Genomic DNA, 20,639 nt, shown 5'->3' with positions numbered 1-20,639 from the left:
ATCTATACTTTTGCTGCAATGCGATGGTTAGGTTTTAATTGTACTTTATTAAGCACCCATCCAATAAATCCGGGCTGAGCAGATAGAAAGCGACTCACTTCCCGGTGCTGGTCTGTTAATTTTTGCCCGGCCTCATAAACAGCCAGGTTATGATCACAAAACATCAGCCATTCTCTAATACTGTGTATATCCTGTGCACTGCCAATATCCACCACTACCACGTCAAATGTTTCTTTCAACACCTGAAACCCAGCCTGAAGGCTCTGACTGTCTCTCAACTCAAGTAGCGAAGTGGTTGAAGGGTTTTTGTTTAAGATAGTGATCCGGTCTTCCACTTCAATCTCCTTTTTAACAATGAAAGACTCAAACCCCTGGGAAGACTCCCGTTTACTTTTTTTATTGGAAACAAGATCCATTAAAGACTCGTTCCCATCACTTATTAACAAAACATTTTTTCCGGTCATTGCAAAAGCGTAACAAAGACTGCCAGCCAGGAAGGTCTTTCCTTCGCCCGGCAGTACACTTGTGATCCCCAGTACGTTCCTATCATCCCTGAGCCGTTCCGTCAGTTCAAACCGGAGCAACCGTAACAGATCTTTATAGGCCGAATAGCTGGGTACAGTCCCCTTGTCTTTCCATATGGTTCGGAGATCTTTGTCTTCTTCCGGAATATAATTTAGAAACCCCAGCACTTTCTGGTGCATGCCCGCTTCCAGTTGCTCGGGTGTATTCAGGGTGTTGTTCAGCATAAACGTTACCAAAAGCAATAGCAGGCAAACCAATACACTTGAAATGCCCGACAACGCCAAAAGCTGCAGGCCCTTTGAAGGTTCCGCCGTCCCCGGCAATCCCGGTTCCGCCAATGTAAGCTTCACTCCGGCTTTGGCGGCAAGCATCATTTGTTCATATCTCTGTTGAACATCAGCATAGTCCCTGGCGGCAATGTCGGCGCCCTGAACTATTTCCTGTTGATTGCCATTAGATAGCACAACACCTCCTGATAACGGCCCGGCAGTTGCTTTTAACGCGTTAAGCTGTTGATCTATTGTTGCCATACTGCTTTTGGCAGAAGCCAGATCACTTTCCAGCTTCATTTTCTGATCAATAAGGCCCTGGCGGATAGCCGTCGGATTAGCGGTGGATGAACCTGCGGAACTGGAGGCGATCAGGCGCGTTTTTAACAATTGCAGCGAATCGATCGTCGCTTTATCCCGCGGGCTGAAATTATTATTGATATAGCGCTGATTGGCGATATTTAATTGATTATCGAGATTTACAATCTCTGCATTTGCTGTTGACGATGAACGCGGCTGCTCAAGATAACCGCCACCGCCATTTAATTTATTATTGATATCATTTATAGCTCCCTGGATCGAACTAATGGTTCTCAGCATTTGAGCCTTTTGTCCCTCTGCTTCATTAAGGCGCTGATAGGACATATCCGATTTCCTTTGTGCGATCTGCGCTCCGGAAGCAGCTGCGTTAGCGCTGGATATGGAACTGCTCAGTTGAGCGCTTTTTTCTTCCAGCGTTTGCTGCTTCGTTTTAAGAACCGTGTCAAGGATCGACATTGATTTTTTTTGCCCTGCAAGCGTAAGGTCTGTGTAATAAGAAATAAAATCGGTAGACAGACTATTGACAACAAATGTGGACAAATGAGGATTGGGAGATGTATAGGAGACCTTAATAAAATCGCTTTCGCCATTGCGGGCCACTTTCAGGTTTTTTAAAATACTCTGTTCATCATACCCCTTCGATTTTAAAATATCAAAGAATTGGATGGGCCCGTCGTTATCCGCCAAAGATATAATTTCATTTTCGGAAAGACGTTTTTCATACCCGGCAATAACCTGATCCTTTTGTGCTGGCGTTAATTGCTTCATCAGCTTGGAATATTCCAAAAACGGCGACTTTGGGTCCCTCAGATCATGCAGAATCAGTTGGTAAGACAACATATTGATCACGCGCTTTGACTGGAGCAATTCCAAAAGGTTGCCAAACTGCTGGCTCATTTTAAAATAATCCATCCCCTGCTGATCGGTTGCTATCGATTGCTGAAATTGCCCCGTGATTCCCGTTGCAATTAGTGCCTCAGAAACATACTTCTTGGGCATTTTTTTTATAAAAAAATAAGAAATGACCAAACAAACGGCCGGCACAATAATCAACAGCCATTTAAAACGGAATAAATATTTTAAAAAATCTTTCAGGTTTAGATTGAGGTTCATTTGATTTTTTTTCCTGGTGCTATTTTACAGTTTCTAATTTGGCGCCAATAAGATCTTCCAAAGCATCTTTTGCTTTAAGATAAGTCACCTCTGCACCCAATGCCTGGGCCGCTGCCTCGGTAGCCGCATTTTTAGAGATGGTATAAACATCCAGTGGTATTGACCCTTTTTCATATTTTGCCTGGGCGTCATTTGCTATACCTTTCAGGTTTTGCGCGGAAAGGTTCCGGATCACCAACTGCTTTCTGGCAGCAAGGTAGTCATAATATCTGGACCGGACATCGTTGGCTAGCATGATATCATACTCTGCATTGTCCGCAACTGCGGCTTTATAATCTGCCTTGGCCGCCTTAACTAGTGAAGGCTTGGAAAGCAGCGATCCCAAATTAATGGTTGCACCAAAGAGGAAACCGCTGGTGATCAACTGTCCGTTAGGGGTAACACCGCCACCAGTGGTGGTGCCACTGCCTGTGCTAGTCTCCGGCCGGTAATAATAGCCTGCATTAAACATATCGAACCAGGACATCTGTGCAGTGGTCACCATACTCCTGGCCTTTTCCTCACGAGCGTGGAAACTTTTCACCCGTGGGAAATTCTGACGGGCCAGCGCAATGTATTTTGTAAGAAGATCACGATCTATATCTCCTACCAAAGACTCCTGGGATCTGGCGGGGATAAAACTTAATAAACATAACAATAAAGTGGTAGTAAGGCAATAAGTTCTCATTATAAGCGTTTTTTTTGTAGATAAATATTATACTTTCTCTTTTTGCAGCATTGCTGGTATTGTTTTCAACACGATTTTAAGGTCCATCCAAAACGATGCATATTGCGCGTAATGGTTGTCCAGACTGATGCGTTCTTCACTTGACATTTCCGCCTGTCCCCTTTTACTGATCTGCCACAGGCCCGTAATCCCGGCAGGACCCAGGAAACGCATGGCAAATTGATCAGACGTCAATAGCTCCGCTTCATACAAAGGTAAAGGCCTGTTCCCAACTAAAGACATATCTCCCTTTAAGACATTAAATAATTGTGGAAGCTCGTCCAGGCTGGTTTTTCTTAAAAAAGCACCGATTTTTGTGATCCGGGGATCATTCAGGATCTTCACAAATGCTTTTGGCTCGTTTGTGTCGGCAGTGGCATACTGATTATGAGTTGTGCTCAGTTGCTGTAATTTTTTGTCGGCATCGGCAGACATCGATCTGAATTTATAAAAATCAAATATCTTATATCCGGTTCCGGCTCTTTTACTTTTATAAATAATAGGCCCCTTTCCTGAAAGTTTCACCAGCAGGGCTATTATCAGTAATAGTGGCGACAGGAGCAGCAGGGCCAGCGATGAAACGGCAATATCCAGCAGGCGCTTACCCAATGCCATCTTGTAAGTAGGGATATCCGCCGGTTTCAGTGCTTCATTATTGGACTTAATGATCTTTAACCGAAGCAAAAATGATAACCGGTCCGCGATCATATTTACTTTGAAGGGGGCAATGTAAATATCATTAATTTTACGGGGTTGATAATACTCCGCATCCCTGTTTTTACAGGCCAACAAGATGATAATGGCACCCGAAGTCAAAGGATTATCCCGGAGTTCAGTAAGCACGCTGTCGATATCCATATTTTCCTGCTCTTCCAATACTATGATGCCCGGGCATTCCAGAATGGAGCATTTTTTCAGGAAAGCCTGAAAGTGACGAAACGACTCAAACTCATCCACCTCAAAATGATAATCCTTATGAAGCGGTATTGCTACCTCATCCAGATAGCTCTTTCCGATATATGCGAGTTCGTTTGCGTCTACAATATCAGATTTAAAATATCTCAGATCTTGACCGAGCGAAAGATTTGACTGCATTTTGGAGTATAGAGGGGTTAAATGGTTTAGGAATGATGGCGGCTACCGGGAATTGTAAATCGGCTTTGAGTTGATCGATGTCTGTGTGCCCGGTAAGAATGATCACTGGAATTTCCTGGAACAGGCCACTTACCTTTAGCGATTTAAAAAACTCCTGTCCATTAAAGTAGGGCATATTAATGTCAAGAATGATCAGGTCGGGCTTATTTCCTTCTTCCAGCCACAACACCGCTTCCAGGCCGTTATTTTTAAGCGTTACTGTATAATCTTTTGACAAGATAAATTGAAGCAGTTTGAGGATTGCTGGCTCGTCATCGACAATTAATAAATGTTTAGACTTCATCGTAATCGTGTTAGGTTAACCGAAATCGGTTTTAAAAAATTCGTATCGGTCATAAAACTACATTATATTAAAAAAACATTTTAATCTTTTCGATGAAAGGGGGCAGTTCATCGATAAATACTTTAACTGCCGCCGTTATCCGGCTACGGAGCTAATTTCCCAGCTTCAATAGCTCATCTGAGGCTTTTTTGATCTGCCATTATGACACCGATCGGTGGTCAACAATCTCCCTGCCGATACTTTCATAATGGAAGTTCATCTCTCTCATCTTTTCGAGCGCATAAACATTTCGTCCGTCAAAAATAGCATACTCTTTCAGCAATCGCTTCATTTTATCAAAATCGGGATTCCGGAATTCACTCCATTCCGTCAAAATCAAAAGCCCGTCGGCATTGTGCAGCACTTCATACTGATTCATCCCATATCCGATCCGATCGCTGAACTTTTTACGTATATTTTCCATGGCAACCGGGTCATATACGCTCAAAGTTGCCCCTGCTCCCAGCAATGCCTCAATAATATCCAATGATGGCGCATCCCGGATATCATCCGTTTCCGGTTTAAAGGCCAGCCCCCATAACGCGAAATGCTTCCCTGAAAGATTATTTTTATAATGGTTCCTGATCTTGTCAACAATTAGCTTTTTTTGTATTTTATTTACCTCCAGAACCGACCGCAATAATTTGAAATCATAATCATACTCCTTTGCCGTGAGATTTAAGGCAAGTACATCTTTTGGGAAACAACTCCCCCCATACCCGATACCGGGGAAAAGAAAGCGTTTCCCAATGCGCTGGTCGCTACCCATGCCTATTCTTACCCAATCTACATTTGCCCCCGCTTTTTCACAAAGATTTGCCATTTCATTCATAAACGAAATTTTCATAGCCAAAAAGGAATTGGCAGCGTATTTTGTCATTTCCGCGCTTCTTGCATCCATAAAGTAAATGGGGTTTCCCTGGCGTACAAAAGGGCTATAAAGTTCCCCCATTATTTTAGACGCTTTCTCCGAACTGCTGCCTACAACCACTCTTTCAGGTTTCAGGAAATCCTCAACGGCAACGCCTTCCCTTAAAAATTCAGGATTGGATACCACATCAAAAAGATCTTTTGACAATTTTTTGCTAAGGGCTGCCGTTACTTTTTCACATGTTCCAACAGGAACAGTGCTCTTATTTACAATTACCTTGTAGGAAGTGATCATGCCGGAAAGCTCTTCCGCTACCTGCAATACATATTTCAGATCAGCAGAACCATCTTGGTCTGAAGGGGTAGGCAGCGCCAGGAAAATAACAACTGCTTCCTTAACCGCTTCTTTTAAATCATCAGTAAACGAAATGCGTTCCTCTTTAATATTCCGGGTCAGCAGTACTTCCAGTCCCGGTTCATAAATGGGTGTAACTCCTTTTCGTAAAGCTTCAATTTTGTTCATATCAATATCCACGCACGTAACATGATTTCCTGTTTCAGCAAAACAGGTACCGGTAACCAATCCTACATAACCGGTTCCTACAACTGCAATTTTCATATTTTTATTAAGAGGTTTGTTTTTTGATAATTGCTTCTATTTCTCCTTCAGCTTGGTTCCAATCAAACGCATTGAATTTGATAGCTATGCAAGATATGAACAAAATATTATAAACTTATTTATTATCTACCACCGCCTGAATTTTTTTAGCTAACATTTCATTGTTTGGAGGTAACATACAGGTTGCGTGGGTTCCCGGAACAACATGCCGTTTAACGCCTTTCAGCGCATATTTCCTCCAACTGAAGTATTTGGAATCTACATTGAAATAGGGCAGTTTCTCCTCGGTTCTAAACAAATCTATCTTAATATCTATCGGTTTAAACTCATAATTTTGATTTGCCCGGTAGTAGGCCTGCACAACCTTTTCATCATAGTCATATATTTCTAACTTTACAAATTCAGGGTCAACATATTCTTTGTTAAATTTTTTCTTAAGATATATCCCTTGATATTTGAAAAAATCGCGCGGCGTAATTATCAACTGTTTGATGTAAAATGCAATTTTGGGGAATTGCCTCAAGGCTTTTACAGCATATAATTGCGCCTTATTACTATATTTAATTTCTCTGAAAATATTGGTGTCCAGGATACCCAGCATTTTAACCTTTTTTCCCATAGCCAATAGCTGTTTTGCCATTTCAAACGCAATGACCCCTCCAAAGGAATACCCCATAATAATATAAGGCCCCGTTGGGTCATGCTCCAAGACTTCCGACAAATACCGTTGCGCTATGCTCTCCATACTTTTCAAGTGCGATACATCGCCATCTATACCCAGGCCCTGCAGTCCATATAAAGGTTGGTTCTCATCAAAATACTGGCTCAATGACTTATACAGCATTATATTAAGCCCCCCCGCGTGCACCAAAAATATCGGGTGCTTTTCCCCGGTGGGTTTAATGGGAATTACCACTCTTGAATGGTTAAAATTTTTGTTGGTATCAATTATTTCTGCCAGGGATTTTATTGTAGGACTTTCAAATAAAGTAGCGATTGGCAGTTTAGCACCTGTTTGTTTTTCAATTTCCGCCATCACCTTAATAGCAATCATTGAATTGCCGCCCAATTCAAAAAAATTGTCATTGGGTTCTATTCCTTTTACGCCAATTCCTTCTTCCCATATATTTGTTATACCCACTATTAATACAGCCAGTTCTTCTGACGGGGCTAGGGGCTCTTTTTGTATCTCGTCTTCCGCCGTTTTATACTTCAACGCCTTCCGGTCTACCTTTTTATTAGGCGTCAGCGGGAATTCTTTAAGCTTTACCCAGCCATTAGGTATCATATAATCAGGGAGCGTCCGGCCCAATTCCCTCCGCCATTTTATAATTTCATCTCTCGTTACGGCCGCTCCGTTCAATGCAGCCGTATCGGAGAGGACCACGTATCCGATCAGCCGGGGATCTAACCCATCTGCGTCCTCTACTTTCACCACTGCATCTTTTATTCCCTCTATTTTTGAGATATAATGCTCTATTTCCTCCAGTTCAATCCGGAAGCCTCTTATCTTGGCCTGGTTATCGCTTCTACCCAAACACACTAATTCCCCATTAGGCAAATACTTGCCCAGATCACCCGTCTTATAAAGTTTTGCACCTTTCTTATCCGAAAATAAATCGGGGATGAAACGCTCTGCTGTAAGCCCGGGGCGTTTATAATAACCTAAAGCTACCCCATCGCCCCCAATGAAAATCTCGCCTTCTGTACCGGGCGGTAATACATTATGATCTTCATCAAGGACGTAAACGCTTGTATTCTGTATAGGCCGGCCTATCGTTATCAATTTATCCGATGCGCTTATTTCTTTCACGGTAGACCAAATGGTCGTTTCCGTGGGGCCATACATATTGAACAAACGGTCACACTTCTGCAGCAAAGCCTCCGCTACTTTTTTCGACAGGGCCTCTCCGCCACACAACAGCGTCAGCGACCGGTTGCCGGGCCACTCTTCCTGCAGCATTAGTTTATACGTTGCAGGGGTAGCCTGCATCATTCCGATCCGTCCGGTTTTCAACAATTCTATTAAGGCTTTACTATCTTTTGCAGTATTCTTATCCGCCAGCACCAATTGCCCCCCGGAAATCAATGGTAAATATATTTCCAGCCCGGCTATATCAAAGGATATTGTGGTAACGGAAAGCAGCTTTGTATGAATACCGGTTCTGAAGATATCTTTCATGCTCAGGAGAAAGTTCAGCAGGTTTTTGTGCGAGACCATCACCCCTTTGGGTTTTCCTGTAGAGCCCGAGGTATAAAGCAGATAAGCAAGATCTCCTCCCGAAACGGGAATATTGGTAACGGCAGTGGCGGCCTGTAGCAGCTCCTGCTTTATATTTTCAATAACAATCAGGGAGGCCGCCGGATTTAATTTACCTGAAAAAGTATTATTTACTAAAACAAAGCGGGCCTCCGAATCTTCCAACATAAAGTTGATCCGGTCTTCGGGAAACCCGGGATCAATAGGCAGGTATGCGCCTCCGCACTTAAGCACTGCCAGCATTGATATAATTACCTGCGGCGCCCGCTCCAGCACAAGGCCAACTATATCTCCTTTTTTAAGCCCCCTTGCCAATAAAAAATTAGCTTCCCGGTTAGCGAGCTCATTCAGTTGCCTGTAGGTAAGAGTTTCGCCCCCAAATCCTAATGCACTATTATCCGGATATTGACGCACCATTTCTTCAAATAATCCGGCGACCGTTTTATCAGGCAATTCCTGGTAAGTATTATCGCATTTATCGGGCTTTTGCGCCGGCTGGTTGTCTATGTATAGATCCCCGATCTTGCGCTCAGGGTCTTCTACTATTTGTTGCAGTAGTTGCAGGTACTTTTGCATCAATCCCCTGATAGTGGCCTCTTCATACAACTGCGCATTATATGCCCAGCGAAAAACATACCCATTCCTGCCTTCCGTAACGTTCAGCGTCAGTTCAAAGGTTTCACTTACCCGCGGATTATAAATTATTTCAAAGTCAACAGCGTCAAAGGCAACATGCATATTTATACCGAAGGAAACATTGAACGATACAGGGGTTAACGGTATGCGCGCCGCATCTCTTTTAATATTTAGCTTCTTTAACAAGGCCCCGTAGGTAAACTGCTGATGCTCGTAATCCATCAGGGTCTTGGACTTCCTTAATTTTAAGTATTCAACAAATGAAAGGGCATCATCGGGGTGGCTTCTTAAAGCAAGAAAGTTTACACAATGGCCAACCAGATAATGCATTTCGGTTGCCGTTTGCCCTGTTGTTGGCAGCCCGATCACAATATCATTATTGCCGGTATATTTATACAGCAATATTTCAAATACAGACATCAGTGTGTTTACAAAGCTGCATCCGTATTTTGCCCCGGTTTTCTTTACTGCTTCCGCCAGATCATCTGATAAAGTGTAATTATATCCATTACTCTTATAGGTCCTTAATGACGGACGGGGAAAATCAGGCTGTACTTCAAAAAAAGGAATATTATTTTTATACTCGTCCAGCCAATATTTTTCAATTTGGGCATATTCATCTGTACCTGAAAAAGCCAGGACTTTTTGTACATAATCACTGAATAATAAAGGCTGGTCGGACAGGGGCTCGTTTTTTAGTTTTGAGTTATAAACCGAGGATAATTGTTCGAACATTATTCCCCAGGTCCACCCATCACAAATTACGTGATGCACGGTGATGGTTAGTAAAAACTGATCTTCCGCTTTTTTAAATAATGCAAACCGTATCAGCGGACCATTAATTAAGTCAAAAGTAGTAACTGCATCTTTGCGGTTATACGCATCTATTGTAACATCCTGCTGAAGTTTGCTGTCGGAACTTATATCTCTGTAAAACAAATCGAGGGACTGATGGGAATAAATAAACATCCGGGTTACATCAGCATTAAACGAAGAACGCAATGCTTCATTTCTGTTTAATAATTCCTGTAACGATTCCCTCAAAACAGGCTCATTGAGCGGGCCGGTAAAGGATAGGGACATGGATTGATTATAGGCAAGATTAGCCTCATCACCACCGATCACGCAGGAAACGAGTATTTCCGTTTGCGGTTCAGTTGCCGGAAGCGCTTTTTCTATTGAATTACCTGCAAAGGGATTATAACCTGGTTCACTACTGACTTTGTCCACGACCATAATAACTATTACTAATTAAATTTATTTTACAATTGAATATAATTGCCGGGATTACCGGCATCTTCAATAAACCACGCCGGGTTCCCTTGCCGGTCTCTGCCTAAACGGGCCCCTGCCATTGGAGGTTTCGTACTATCCATAACAATAGCGCCTTCATTCTTGTCGCTTTTCCGGTTAGCATTCACATCCGAAAGCACCGGCGTTTCCTTCGAACGGGCGCCTTCTTCTAATTTGGCCACCTGCTGCGTAAGCATATTTAGCTGTTGCATAATTGCAGCTAGTGCCACAGCGCCGTCCTCCTTTAAATTTCCTGCTGCAACTACTCGTTGTGTAGGGTACTGCTGCGGGACTTCCGTTATCTTTTTCTCTGAAGAAAGGGCGTTTTCCGCATAAGCATCAGGGGGCAGTTTACTATCAAAATAAACGGCTACCTTATCCAGGGTATCATAATCTTCATTCAATTGCCTGAATGAAATCGGAAGTTTAAACTCCCTTTTTAATGCCGAGCCCACTTGCGTCAACAATAAAGAATCTAAACCCAATTCAGTAAAATTACTGTGAGGATTGGCACTGGCTAAATCAATACCTGAAATTAATTCGATCAGTTCAGCTACCTTTTTAATGATAACCTCCTTGCGCCCGGGTGCCGCCGCAACTGATTTTTGCACCGGCCGCACCGGATCAGATTGCAGGGCCGTTCCTACATTATTAACCTGTCTGTTATTGTCCGATACCGCATCACTCAAAGGGTCGATCCATATCCTTTTCCGGTCAAATGAATAGGTTGGTACACTGTGCAATAGCGTCGGCTTGTACCCGTTGTGTATTGGTTCCCAATTAATGGTCACTCCTTTCAACCACAATTTCGCCAATGCTCCTTTTATAGCAGCCGGTTCACCCTCCGCTTTATTTGAAGTGTCTAACGATGCAAATGTTCTTTTACTTATTTCACCGCCGTGTTGCTTGGTTAAAACGGTGGTGGTAATTCCAGCCCCTACTTCCAGGAATATCGGCTGCAATTCCTCCTCGATGGCTTTTACTGCCCCGGAAAAACGAACCGTCGCCCTTGAATGATCCGCCCAATAGGCCGGGCTGAGCGCCTCTTCATCTTTCAACCAACTGGCGGTAACCGTTGATAATATGGGGATGCGGGGAACATTTAATGCTGCAGCTTCAACAACCTGTTCCAACGGTTGCACTATAGGTTCCATCATTTCAGAATGAAAGGCATGGCTGGTCCGCAGAAGTTTATTCAGAATATCCTTTTTATTCAATACCTGGGAAAACGCTTCAATAACATTATTTTCTCCGGACAATACACATAGCTGCGGAGCATTGATGGCCGCAACGGAGATATTTTTGGGCAAAAAGGATTGAATAGCATCCACCGATGTCCTGACCGATAACATGGAGCCGCCGGGCAATCCGCTGATCAGCCTTGCGCGTGTTGAAACAATTTTTAAAGCATCCGCCAAAGAAAAAACGCCGGCCAAATGTGCCGCAACAAACTCCCCTACACTATGCCCCATCAGGGCATTGGGTAATATGCCCCAGCTCATATATAATCTGGCCAAAGCATAAGAGGTTATAAAAATGGCCGGTTGTGTATAATACGTATTCTTTAAATGCTCAGTTGCCCGCTCATCCTCCTGTTCCGGGAAAATAATCCTGCGAATATCTTCCTTCATTTCATTTAACAATATCCCGGCACATTCATCAATTGCAGCTCTGTAAACATGTTCGGTGCGATACAACTCCTTCCCCATATTTATGTATTGACTGCCCTGGCCCGGGAACATGAAAACTATATTTGCACCTTTTTCTTTGACAACATTGACCGACGAGGAAAGCTTAGTCGCATCGGTTAGTTGATCACGCAGGTCATCCAGGTTTTTAGCCACTAACGCATTTCTTATCCCCAGCTCCTGCCGGGTATGCTGAAGGGTGTAGGCAATGTCAGCAAGAGCCGCACCTGGGTTAGCATCTATATATTCCCTTAGTTTCTCCGAATAATCCCTTAAACTTTTTTCTGTTTTTGCGCTCCATGCAATGATCTGCGGTGTTACCACCTGATCCGGCTCCGAATGTTTTTTTTCTGCAGGGGAATTATATTCTTCTACAATGATATGCGCATTAGAGCCTCCTACACCAAAAGAGCTTATCCCTGCGATTCTCTTTCCATCAACGACCCAATCTTTCAATTTATCATTTACAACAAACGGGCTGTTTTCAAAATCAATTTTGGGGTTTGCCTCAACGAAATTAATTGAGGGCGGCAATTGTTTATGCTGCATGGAGAGTGCCACTTTTATGACACCCGCCACGCCGGCCGTATGATTCGCATGCCCTATATTGCTTTTAACAGACCCGATGGCGCAATATTGTTTCTTTTCCTGCTCACCAAATGCAAGTTTTAATCCTTCTATTTCAATGGGGTCGCCCACCGGTGTTGCCGTTCCGTGCGCTTCGATGTAGGAAATCTGAGAAGGTACTACTTGCGCATCCTGTATGGCCAGGGCAATGGCCTGGGCCTGCCCTTCAATACTTGGAGCAGAAAAGCTGGCTTTATTGCCCCCGTCATTGCTGACGCCAACGCCTTTAATTACCGCATAAATAATATCGCCATCCCTTTCGGCATCGTCTAATGGTTTTAATAATATGGCGCCAATGCCATCGCTAAACACGGTACCCGTTCCGGCGCTATCAAAGGGCCTTGTATGTCCATCGATATTCAGCATAGAGCCCTCTTCATACAAATGTCCGCTGTTAACCGGGGCCGTAACAGCCGCCGCGCCGGCAATGGCCACCTCACATTGGCCTGCACGCAAACCTGCCACGGCCTGCGCAATAGCCACGGCGGAGGTAGCACAGGCAGAATTAACATTCACAGCAGGGCCCCGCAAATTTAAATGATAAGCCACCCTGGCCGGAATATAATCCTTATCGTTTACGGATTCTACCGGTATTGCGCCCTGCAACTCCATTTTATCTCTATGCCAAACAACATTATTGTTAAAATAGGTATTAATATTACAACCGGAATACACCCCGATAATACAATCTTTTTTATCAGCTAAATAGCCCGTCTTTTCTAATAAATTTCTCGATGTTTCCAGAAAAAGCCGGTGTTGGGGATCCATTAGTTCCACCAACCTGGGGTTCATTCCAAAAAAATCAGCATCAAAATATTCCACCTCTTTTAAAATGCCCCTGGCCTTTACATAATTTGAATCATTTTTGATACGGTCAGGAACAAAAGGATCCACTTCATCCTCTCTGAAAAAAGTAATCGCCTCTCTCCCGTTTTTCAGCAAATCCCAAAACGCTTCAACGGTCGTTGCCCCGGGAAGATTGCATTCCATTCCAATAATGGCAATATCAGGGCTGCCTCCGGAGCGCTTACTTTTTAATGAAAAGGTTGTCTTGGTTTTTGTATTCCCGTTTAAAAAAGATTCAAGTCCTGCGATCGTAGGAAATTGATACAATTTAGCAACGGGAATATCATAATTAAACTGGTCTTTTAATTGAACAACTACTTTTTGGGCAGAAAAGGAACTTCCCCCTAAATCAAAAAAAACATCATCTAATCCAATATCCTTTATTTGCAAAATATCAAACCAAACGGCAGCAATATTTTTTTGAGTAGTTGTAACGGGCTTTCTGTATAATACTTCTTTACTCATATTTTGGTGTTGTTTTGAAAACCTGGAAATCTTACCGTCGATTAACCGCTTCTGCGCCTGGTAGCTATTAGCTCCGGAGAGGCACTGGTTGAAATGAATCGTCCCAAACAAAATAGCCTAAAAATGGAATCGGATGCTTAGATCGCTGAAGTCAGCAGATTCATATGTCGTTCCGGTTTTTACACACATATCCCCGAGAAAACCCATCATCCTGCGGTCAGAAGTGGTTATACTCTTGATTCTTCCTCATTTTTGATAGCATGCTCATCTCCAATATTCAGTTTTGTACCTTCTTTCGGTGCCTCAATAAGCGCTCTTCATGACAATTCCTCACTCTTCACCCGTTTAAAATAAATAGTGCTCAATTTTCTACACTGCGAAACCAAAGCATTTTGAGAAGGTAAGGGCTTGATAGATTGCTCTAACATTCATCACCTGGCTTATTTCGGGCCTGGCCCAATATTTCTTCAGAACTTCTGATTCAAAGATACAGATTTATTATTATGTGTCCATTTATTATCTTAATACCTGAAATTGGGTAGCCTCAGGCATATTCTTCTAAAAGCAGCCGGTTTAACGCATCCAGACATTTATTGATGTATGCAATTTTACCGTCAAAAGCTGCTGCGTTTTCATCATCGATCTTATCAGCAATTGCATCTTTTTCCATGGAATTAAGAAAAGGGATGGTTTCGGGTGCGCCTAATATGGGTACCAATGATTTCAGTTTGTGGGTATAGACTTTGATGGCCGGAAAATCCCGGTTAGCAAATGCCTCTTGCAGTTGGGTTACCTGTTCGGGCACCTCCATCAACAGCAGTCCGATCATTTCCTTCTCAAACTCCTTGTTGCCACTGGATATTTCTTTAAGATAACTGAGGTCAATAGTTCCATTTGCAACAGGTGGCTGTTGCACATTATTTATTGCCGGCGCCTCTTCCACCGCAACTTCCTTTTTTTCAGGTACCCGATCTCCGGCATTTGCATGTACAATATTGTAGAGCTTCTCAAAAAGCAACGTTACGTTTACGGGTTTTGTGAGATAATCATTCATACCCGCCTGCAAACATTTTTCCTTTTCCCCCGCCATGGCATGTGCCGTAAGCGCAATGATCGGCGTAGATAGTTTGAGCTCATCCCTGATGATTCTTGAGGTATCGTACCCGTTCATCTCCGGCATTTCAATATCCATCAGAATAACGTCATAAACAGCATCGTGCAGGCGTTCCAGCGCCACCTTGCCATTTTCCGACATGTCCAGGGTAAGGTCATATTCGGCAAAAATCCCCTGCATCAGCTTTCGGTTAAACAGGTTATCCTCCACCATCAATACTTTTACGGAACGCATAAAGTCATAGTCAATAGCGACCTGCTTCTTCTCTACGTTTAGCCGCCCTTCCGGCTCATTATACAATTTGAAGGGAATCACGAATGAAAAAGTAGCTCCCGCTCCCAGTTCACTGGCAACCTCGATAGAACCCTGCTGCGATTCAATCAGATGCTTGGCAATGCTGAGCCCCAAACCCGTTCCTCCGTAAAAACGGCTGGTGTCGGAATCTGCCTGTTCAAACCTGTTGAAAATAGCCGCTAATTTGTCCGGGGCAATGCCTATTCCGCTGTCTTTTACCATAAACTCAACCTGGACCTTATCTCCCTTCATGCCCGTGTACTTCGATGAAATAACCACCCCGCCCTTTTCCGTAAATTTAATCGCATTACCCACAATATTAGTGATCACCTGGTTCAATCTCACCGAATCCCCAACCACTACTTTCGGAACAGCCGGATCGCATTCGTGACGCAGCGAAATTCCTTTACCGGTTGCTTTTGGCGCCAGCAGGTCGCAAATGGAAATAATAATATCATTAACAGAAATGGGTTGCTCCTCAAAAACCAGCATATTCGCTTCCAGCTTTGAGAAATCCAGTATGTCATTCAGCAGCCTTAAAAGGTTATCACCGGAGGAGCGAATCGTTTTTACATATTCATTCTGTTGGGGTCCCAGGTCTTTCTTGGCCAATAATTCTGTAAACCCGAGTATCGCATTCATCGGGGTGCGGATCTCGTGGCTCATATTAGTAAGAAAGGACTCCTTTAACCGCAATGATTGTTCCACCAGTTTTTTTGCCTGTATCAGTTCCTTCTCTACATTTTTTATATTAGTAATATCGTCAAACACAGAGATGGCATATTCAATCTGGTTGCTGTCATTATACAGCGGGGTAGCGCTTACACGCAACGGCATCTCGGCGTTATTATTCTTTATCACCAGCCGGTTAACACCCATATGATGAGCCCCTTTTAGCGATTCGGCGATGAGCAACGTATCCATTAACTCATTGCTCAAAATTTCCTTACTTTCTTTATCGCCGTCACCAGACAAATAACCGTCCGAAACCACCCGGTTGTCCAACAGATCAATTGCTTTATGGTTGGCATGATATTCCCCGTTCAGAGCATTGGCAATAATTACCCCGATCGGCAACATATCCAGAATATTTTCCAACCGCAATTGCGACTGCATCAACAGCTTTTTTGTGGTCGTCAGCCTCCGGTATGTTTTTAAAATATATAAAAGCAATAATAAAAGAATAACAACAGACGCAACGATACTGAGGGTTATCACAAAGACAACCTTATCAAAATTGGAGTGCTTTTTTTCATAGGCGATATCCTGGTTTTGACTCACCCGCTCATCATTGATAAAGCTCGATAATTTGTATTTGATATTGGAAGCCAGGTAGCGCTCCCCCTTATCCTGCATAATGGCGAGCGCATTAACAGAATCTTTATGAGCAGCAAGAATGGTTTTTGCCAAACTGATTTCCCGGTCGATCAAAGCGCTGATCTCTGCAATGGCGCTTCGCTGCTCTTTCATTAAGGGAAGGGATTTGATCTGGGTCAGGTTCAGTTTTATCATATGCTCCGCCACATAAAAGGAGGAGAGGTAGGTGGAATCGGAAGCCATCAGGTACCCCCGCATATTACTTTGCAGTTCCTGAAATTCGAAATGTATCTGATCTGCCTTGGCAATTATTTCGCCTTTTTCCGTGGTATTTTCCATGGAACGCTTATAGCGATAAGTATAGGTGTTTGCATAAATACCCAATCCTACCAGTATGATCATACTTAAACCAAGAGAAACAATAATGATATTTCTCTCAGACGCCTTCTTTAAAAACGGTATGATCATAATGACCCCAAGTTAACATTAAAAAAAATCCAATTGCACAACGGGAATCGAAATTTGCGGTAAGTTTTGGGGCTTAAAAATTCTCAAACACAAAAACAGGGTACAAGATACTACAAAGGCTATCGGGCTGCTGTTATGCTATTAAAAAAAATCATCCGCCGATCTTTGTTTAATAAGATCCAAAACGCACACTATTTCCTCATTGCCGTGCAAATAAACACATCTTCCCCATGGAAATATTTAACCGACTCAAAATTAATAAATTAGATCCAAATAACCATTATAAAGATTTAATATACAATATTAAGCTAATAAATACCATTCCGCTGGCGGGATGCTCAACTTCCTGTCATTTTACCTCCTTTAAAATTGTTCTACCGGAAACGAAAAATGCCCAAATGACTATTTTACCGGCCAACTTGGCACATAAAGCCGCTATTTTGTAAATGGAAAAATATTTGATTACTTTTAAAAGCTATAATCAACAGAAATAAATAATTTTTTAACTATGACATATAATTCGGAATTTGAAAAGTATGCTGTAAAACACAGGGGTATCTCCAGCAATACCCTGAACAGCTACGGCAACCACCTGGTAACCGCACTGACACCCAATATTATTGAGGAGCGTCCTATGAATGTGGCCGTGATGGATGTATACAGCCGCTTAATGATGGACCGCATTATCTTTTTGGGCTATCCCATCAATGACGAGGTGGCCAATATAGTAACCGCCCAATTGCTGTTCCTGGACAGCACCGATCGTACAAGGGATATCAATATGTACATCAACAGCCCCGGCGGCAGCGTGTATGCGGGTCTGGGCGTTTATGATACCATGCAATATGTTACACCGGATGTTGCCACTATTTGCATCGGCATGGCGGCTTCCATGGGCTGCGTTTTACTGGGCGCCGGCTCGCATGGCAAACGGGCGGCGTTGAAACATGCCCGCATCATGATGCACCAGCCCAGCGGCGGTATTGGCGGACAGGCAAGCGATATTGAAATTACCGTTAACGAGATCCGCAAATTGAAAAAAGAACTGTACGATATTGTTAATCACCACACCGATAAGTCCATCGAGCAAATTGAAAAAGATTTTGAGCGCGACAAATGGATGACCGCCCTTGAGGCAAAAGAGTACGGATTTGTGGACGAAGTATTGCTGGTAAACAAAAAGAAAAAGTAAAATGGTTTCCAAGTTGATAGGTTTATAGGAAGTCCTTTAAACTTATCAACCCATCAACTTATCAACTAAATAAACATAAAATGATTTCAAATTTAAATTCAAATAAATGGTTCAACCCACTTCGCTTTGATGGTGACGAAGAAGAGGAGCCAAAAGAAGCCCCGGATAAAAGAGACGACCTGATGATGCTGAACAAGCGTTTGGAAAAGTTGTTCTTTGAAAAAAGGGAAGTGCACCTGTGGGGCGTGGTAGACGATAAAAGCGCACGCGAGGTGACCACCAAATTATTACTGTTGGAAGCAGACAAGCCGGGGGAAGAAATCAAATTTTTCATCAATAGCCCTGGGGGTGTCGTAACCAGCGGTATGGTGATCTATGACACTATGAAGATGATCAAGAGCCCGGTAAGCACGGTTTGTATGGGTTTAGCCGCCTCCATGGGCAGTATTTTGCTGAGCGGCGGCACCAAAGGCAACCGGTATATTTATCCCCATGGTGAAGTGATGATCCACCAACCTTCATTGGGTGGGTTTATCCGGGGGGTAAGCTCCGACCTGGAGATTCAGGCGAAGCAAACGCAGCGGGTGAAGCAGATCGGCGCGCAGATATTGGCCGAAAACTGCGGCAAAACGGTGGAGGAGATCCTGCACGATTTTGACCGCGATTACTGGATGGATGCAAAAGAAGCGATCGCTTATGGAATTGCGGACAAAATCGTTGAAAAACTGTAGCCGCACCCATAAGTATTTAAATATTCTTTAAATGATGAAAATCGCTGTTTTGGCAGCGATTTTTTATCTTTGCACCTTAAACCCTTTAGAATTAATATGGCTGATAATGTGTTAAAATGTTCCTTTTGTGGCAGAAGCCGGGATGAAGTAGAAATACTTATTGCCGGCCAGGATGGGCATATATGTGAAAATTGTGTAGAGCACGCACAGGAAATCATTGACCAGGAACTGCATTTCAAGGAAGACCCAAAAGCTTCCGGAAATTTCAACCAGTCCATCAAAAAGCCCATGGAGATTAAAACATTTCTGGATGATTATGTGATCGGGCAAAATGATGCAAAAAAAGTGCTGGCGGTGGCCGTCTACAACCACTATAAAAGATTAAAACAGCAAAGCAGGGAAATTGAAAACCATGCCGATATTGAAATTGAAAAAAGCAATATTATTATGGTAGGCGAAACCGGAACGGGTAAAACCCTGTTGGCGAGAAGCATTGCCAAAATGCTGAATGTTCCGTTTGCTATTGTAGATGCTACCGTATTTACGGAGGCAGGTTATGTGGGGGAAGACGTGGAAAGCATTTTAACCCGCCTGCTGCAGGTTTGCAATTATGATGTGGAAGCGGCAGAGCGCGGCATCGTTTATATAGACGAGCTGGATAAAATAGCGCGAAAGAGCGATAACCCCAGCATCACCCGCGATGTAAGCGGTGAAGGTGTTCAGCAGGGATTACTTAAGTTGCTGGAAGGTACTGATGTGCTGGTTCCGCCGCAAGGGGGTCGTAAGCACCCGGATCAAAAGCTCATCAAGGTAAATACGCAGAATATCCTGTTCATTTGCGGGGGAGCTTTCGACGGGGTCGATAAGATCATCGCCCGCCGGGTGCAAACCAATACGATTGGATTTAATGTAGATAAAGAAGAGCAGGAAGATATGAAAAAGAACCTGTTGCGTTTTGTGAACGCCCAGGACCTGAAAAGCTTTGGTTTAATCCCCGAACTGCTGGGGCGTTTACCCGTGGTGACGCATCTCGATCCCCTGGACGCGCCTACCCTGCGCGCCATTCTTACCGAACCCAAAAATGCCTTGATGAAACAGTATAAAAAGCTGTTTGAACTGGAAGGAATAGATTTGGAGGTGGACCCTTCGGTACTGGATTTTATGGTGGAAAAGGCGGTTGAATATAAATTAGGCGCAAGGGGGCTGCGTAGTATCTGCGAAAGCATTCTCACAGACGCTATGTATGAGCTTCCTTCTTCTGCTGAAACCAGCTTTATCCTTACAAAAGATTATGCCCGGCGCAAATTTGAAAAAAGCAAGATGGGATTGGTAAAAGCAGCTTAAAGAAGCCGCTGTACTTCGCAATTATTAATTTTAATCTTAACACAAATAATTATGCAGGAATTAATAGACAAACTTAAAGCAGAAGTAAACCTGAATGACGAGCAGGCGCAAAAGGCTTTAGAGACGGTAAAAAATTATATAGTGGAAAAATTCCCGATGCTGGAAGGTGCTGTTGCCAATTTATTTGGTGGCAATTAAAGCACCGGTTCCAAAAATTTAATTGCGCCCCGGGCAGATCGCCCGGGGCTTTTTATGGCCGGAAAAGCCGTAGCAGTGAAAGCAATATTATGCTAACAACCAATATATTATAATGAACCGGTATCAGAATTATCATTATGGGCTTGGCTATGCCTCTGATTGCAACCGATGTGAACCTGATGGAAGGCAATTAAGAAAAGCGATAG

Annotated in this window: 12 protein-coding genes; 4 read left to right on the top strand and 8 right to left on the bottom strand. The window is 43.3% G+C overall.

All coding sequences use genetic code 11. The features are described 5' to 3' along the window. Nucleotides 1–2: 2 nt before the first annotated feature. The 8 genes from NIASO_RS00940 to NIASO_RS19530 form a co-directional block, all read right to left on the bottom strand. Nucleotides 3–2,228: a Wzz/FepE/Etk N-terminal domain-containing protein gene (locus NIASO_RS00940; protein WP_008581816.1), complete on the bottom strand. Its 2,226-nt coding sequence runs from the start codon at nucleotides 2,226–2,228 to the stop codon at nucleotides 3–5. Between the two features lie 19 nt (nucleotides 2,229–2,247). Next, nucleotides 2,248–2,955 (bottom strand): TolC family protein, encoded by a 708-nt coding sequence (locus NIASO_RS00935; protein ID WP_008581818.1) that lies wholly within the window; start codon nucleotides 2,953–2,955, stop codon nucleotides 2,248–2,250. Between the two features lie 27 nt (nucleotides 2,956–2,982). After that, nucleotides 2,983–4,089, bottom strand: a complete 1,107-nt coding sequence (locus NIASO_RS00930; protein ID WP_008581821.1) for a sugar transferase — start codon at nucleotides 4,087–4,089, stop codon at nucleotides 2,983–2,985. After that, nucleotides 4,046–4,432, bottom strand: coding sequence for a response regulator (locus NIASO_RS00925; RefSeq protein WP_008581823.1), 387 nt, complete (start codon nucleotides 4,430–4,432; stop codon nucleotides 4,046–4,048). The genes NIASO_RS00930 and NIASO_RS00925 overlap by 44 nt, the downstream gene beginning before the upstream one ends. A gap of 199 nt (nucleotides 4,433–4,631) precedes the next feature. Then, nucleotides 4,632–5,960, bottom strand: coding sequence for a UDP-glucose dehydrogenase family protein (locus NIASO_RS00920; RefSeq protein ID WP_008581824.1), 1,329 nt, complete (start codon nucleotides 5,958–5,960; stop codon nucleotides 4,632–4,634). Between the two features lie 115 nt (nucleotides 5,961–6,075). Further along, nucleotides 6,076–10,092: a non-ribosomal peptide synthetase gene (locus NIASO_RS00915; RefSeq protein ID WP_008581825.1), complete on the bottom strand. Its 4,017-nt coding sequence runs from the start codon at nucleotides 10,090–10,092 to the stop codon at nucleotides 6,076–6,078. A gap of 26 nt (nucleotides 10,093–10,118) precedes the next feature. After that, a complete protein-coding gene (locus NIASO_RS00910) occupies nucleotides 10,119–13,775 on the bottom strand; it encodes a type I polyketide synthase (RefSeq protein ID WP_008581827.1) in 3,657 nt (1,218 codons plus the stop codon). A 544-nt stretch (nucleotides 13,776–14,319) separates the two neighbouring features. Further along, entirely contained in the window at nucleotides 14,320–16,968 is a 2,649-nt protein-coding gene (locus NIASO_RS19530; RefSeq protein ID WP_008581829.1) for an ATP-binding protein, read from the bottom strand. 508 nt (nucleotides 16,969–17,476) lie between these two features. Here NIASO_RS19530 and NIASO_RS00895 point away from each other — a divergent pair. From NIASO_RS00895 to NIASO_RS20280, 4 genes are all read left to right on the top strand, one after another. Next, a complete protein-coding gene (locus tag NIASO_RS00895) occupies nucleotides 17,477–18,160 on the top strand; it encodes a ClpP family protease (protein WP_008581833.1) in 684 nt (227 codons plus the stop codon). 80 nt (nucleotides 18,161–18,240) lie between these two features. Further along, nucleotides 18,241–18,891 (top strand): ClpP family protease, encoded by a 651-nt coding sequence (locus NIASO_RS00890; RefSeq protein ID WP_008581834.1) that lies wholly within the window; start codon nucleotides 18,241–18,243, stop codon nucleotides 18,889–18,891. A gap of 96 nt (nucleotides 18,892–18,987) precedes the next feature. Continuing rightward, nucleotides 18,988–20,235: an ATP-dependent Clp protease ATP-binding subunit ClpX gene (gene clpX / locus NIASO_RS00885; RefSeq protein ID WP_008581836.1), complete on the top strand. Its 1,248-nt coding sequence runs from the start codon at nucleotides 18,988–18,990 to the stop codon at nucleotides 20,233–20,235. 51 nt (nucleotides 20,236–20,286) lie between these two features. Next, the gene (locus NIASO_RS20280; RefSeq protein ID WP_008581838.1) at nucleotides 20,287–20,433 is read left to right on the top strand and encodes a hypothetical protein; all 147 of its coding nucleotides are present in this window, start codon (nucleotides 20,287–20,289) and stop codon (nucleotides 20,431–20,433) included. Nucleotides 20,434–20,639 lie beyond the last annotated feature (206 nt).

Source organism: Niabella soli DSM 19437, from assembly GCF_000243115.2.
Taxonomy (GTDB): Bacteria; Bacteroidota; Bacteroidia; order Chitinophagales; family Chitinophagaceae; genus Niabella; species Niabella soli.
Note: the sequence above shows the minus strand (reverse complement) of the source record. Positions and strands in the feature narration are given on the sequence as shown.

Coding starts and splice junctions, on each gene's coding strand:
- NIASO_RS00940 (WP_008581816.1), bottom strand. CDS start 2,228: ATGAACCTCAATCTAAACCTGAAAGATTTTTTAAAATATTTATTCCGT.
- NIASO_RS00935 (WP_008581818.1), bottom strand. CDS start 2,955: ATGAGAACTTATTGCCTTACTACCACTTTATTGTTATGTTTATTAAGT.
- NIASO_RS00930 (WP_008581821.1), bottom strand. CDS start 4,089: ATGCAGTCAAATCTTTCGCTCGGTCAAGATCTGAGATATTTTAAATCT.
- NIASO_RS00925 (WP_008581823.1), bottom strand. CDS start 4,432: ATGAAGTCTAAACATTTATTAATTGTCGATGACGAGCCAGCAATCCTC.
- NIASO_RS00920 (WP_008581824.1), bottom strand. CDS start 5,960: ATGAAAATTGCAGTTGTAGGAACCGGTTATGTAGGATTGGTTACCGGT.
- NIASO_RS00915 (WP_008581825.1), bottom strand. CDS start 10,092: ATGGTCGTGGACAAAGTCAGTAGTGAACCAGGTTATAATCCCTTTGCA.
- NIASO_RS00910 (WP_008581827.1), bottom strand. CDS start 13,775: ATGAGTAAAGAAGTATTATACAGAAAGCCCGTTACAACTACTCAAAAA.
- NIASO_RS19530 (WP_008581829.1), bottom strand. CDS start 16,968: ATGATCATACCGTTTTTAAAGAAGGCGTCTGAGAGAAATATCATTATT.
- NIASO_RS00895 (WP_008581833.1), top strand. CDS start 17,477: ATGACATATAATTCGGAATTTGAAAAGTATGCTGTAAAACACAGGGGT.
- NIASO_RS00890 (WP_008581834.1), top strand. CDS start 18,241: ATGATTTCAAATTTAAATTCAAATAAATGGTTCAACCCACTTCGCTTT.
- clpX (WP_008581836.1), top strand. CDS start 18,988: ATGGCTGATAATGTGTTAAAATGTTCCTTTTGTGGCAGAAGCCGGGAT.
- NIASO_RS20280 (WP_008581838.1), top strand. CDS start 20,287: ATGCAGGAATTAATAGACAAACTTAAAGCAGAAGTAAACCTGAATGAC.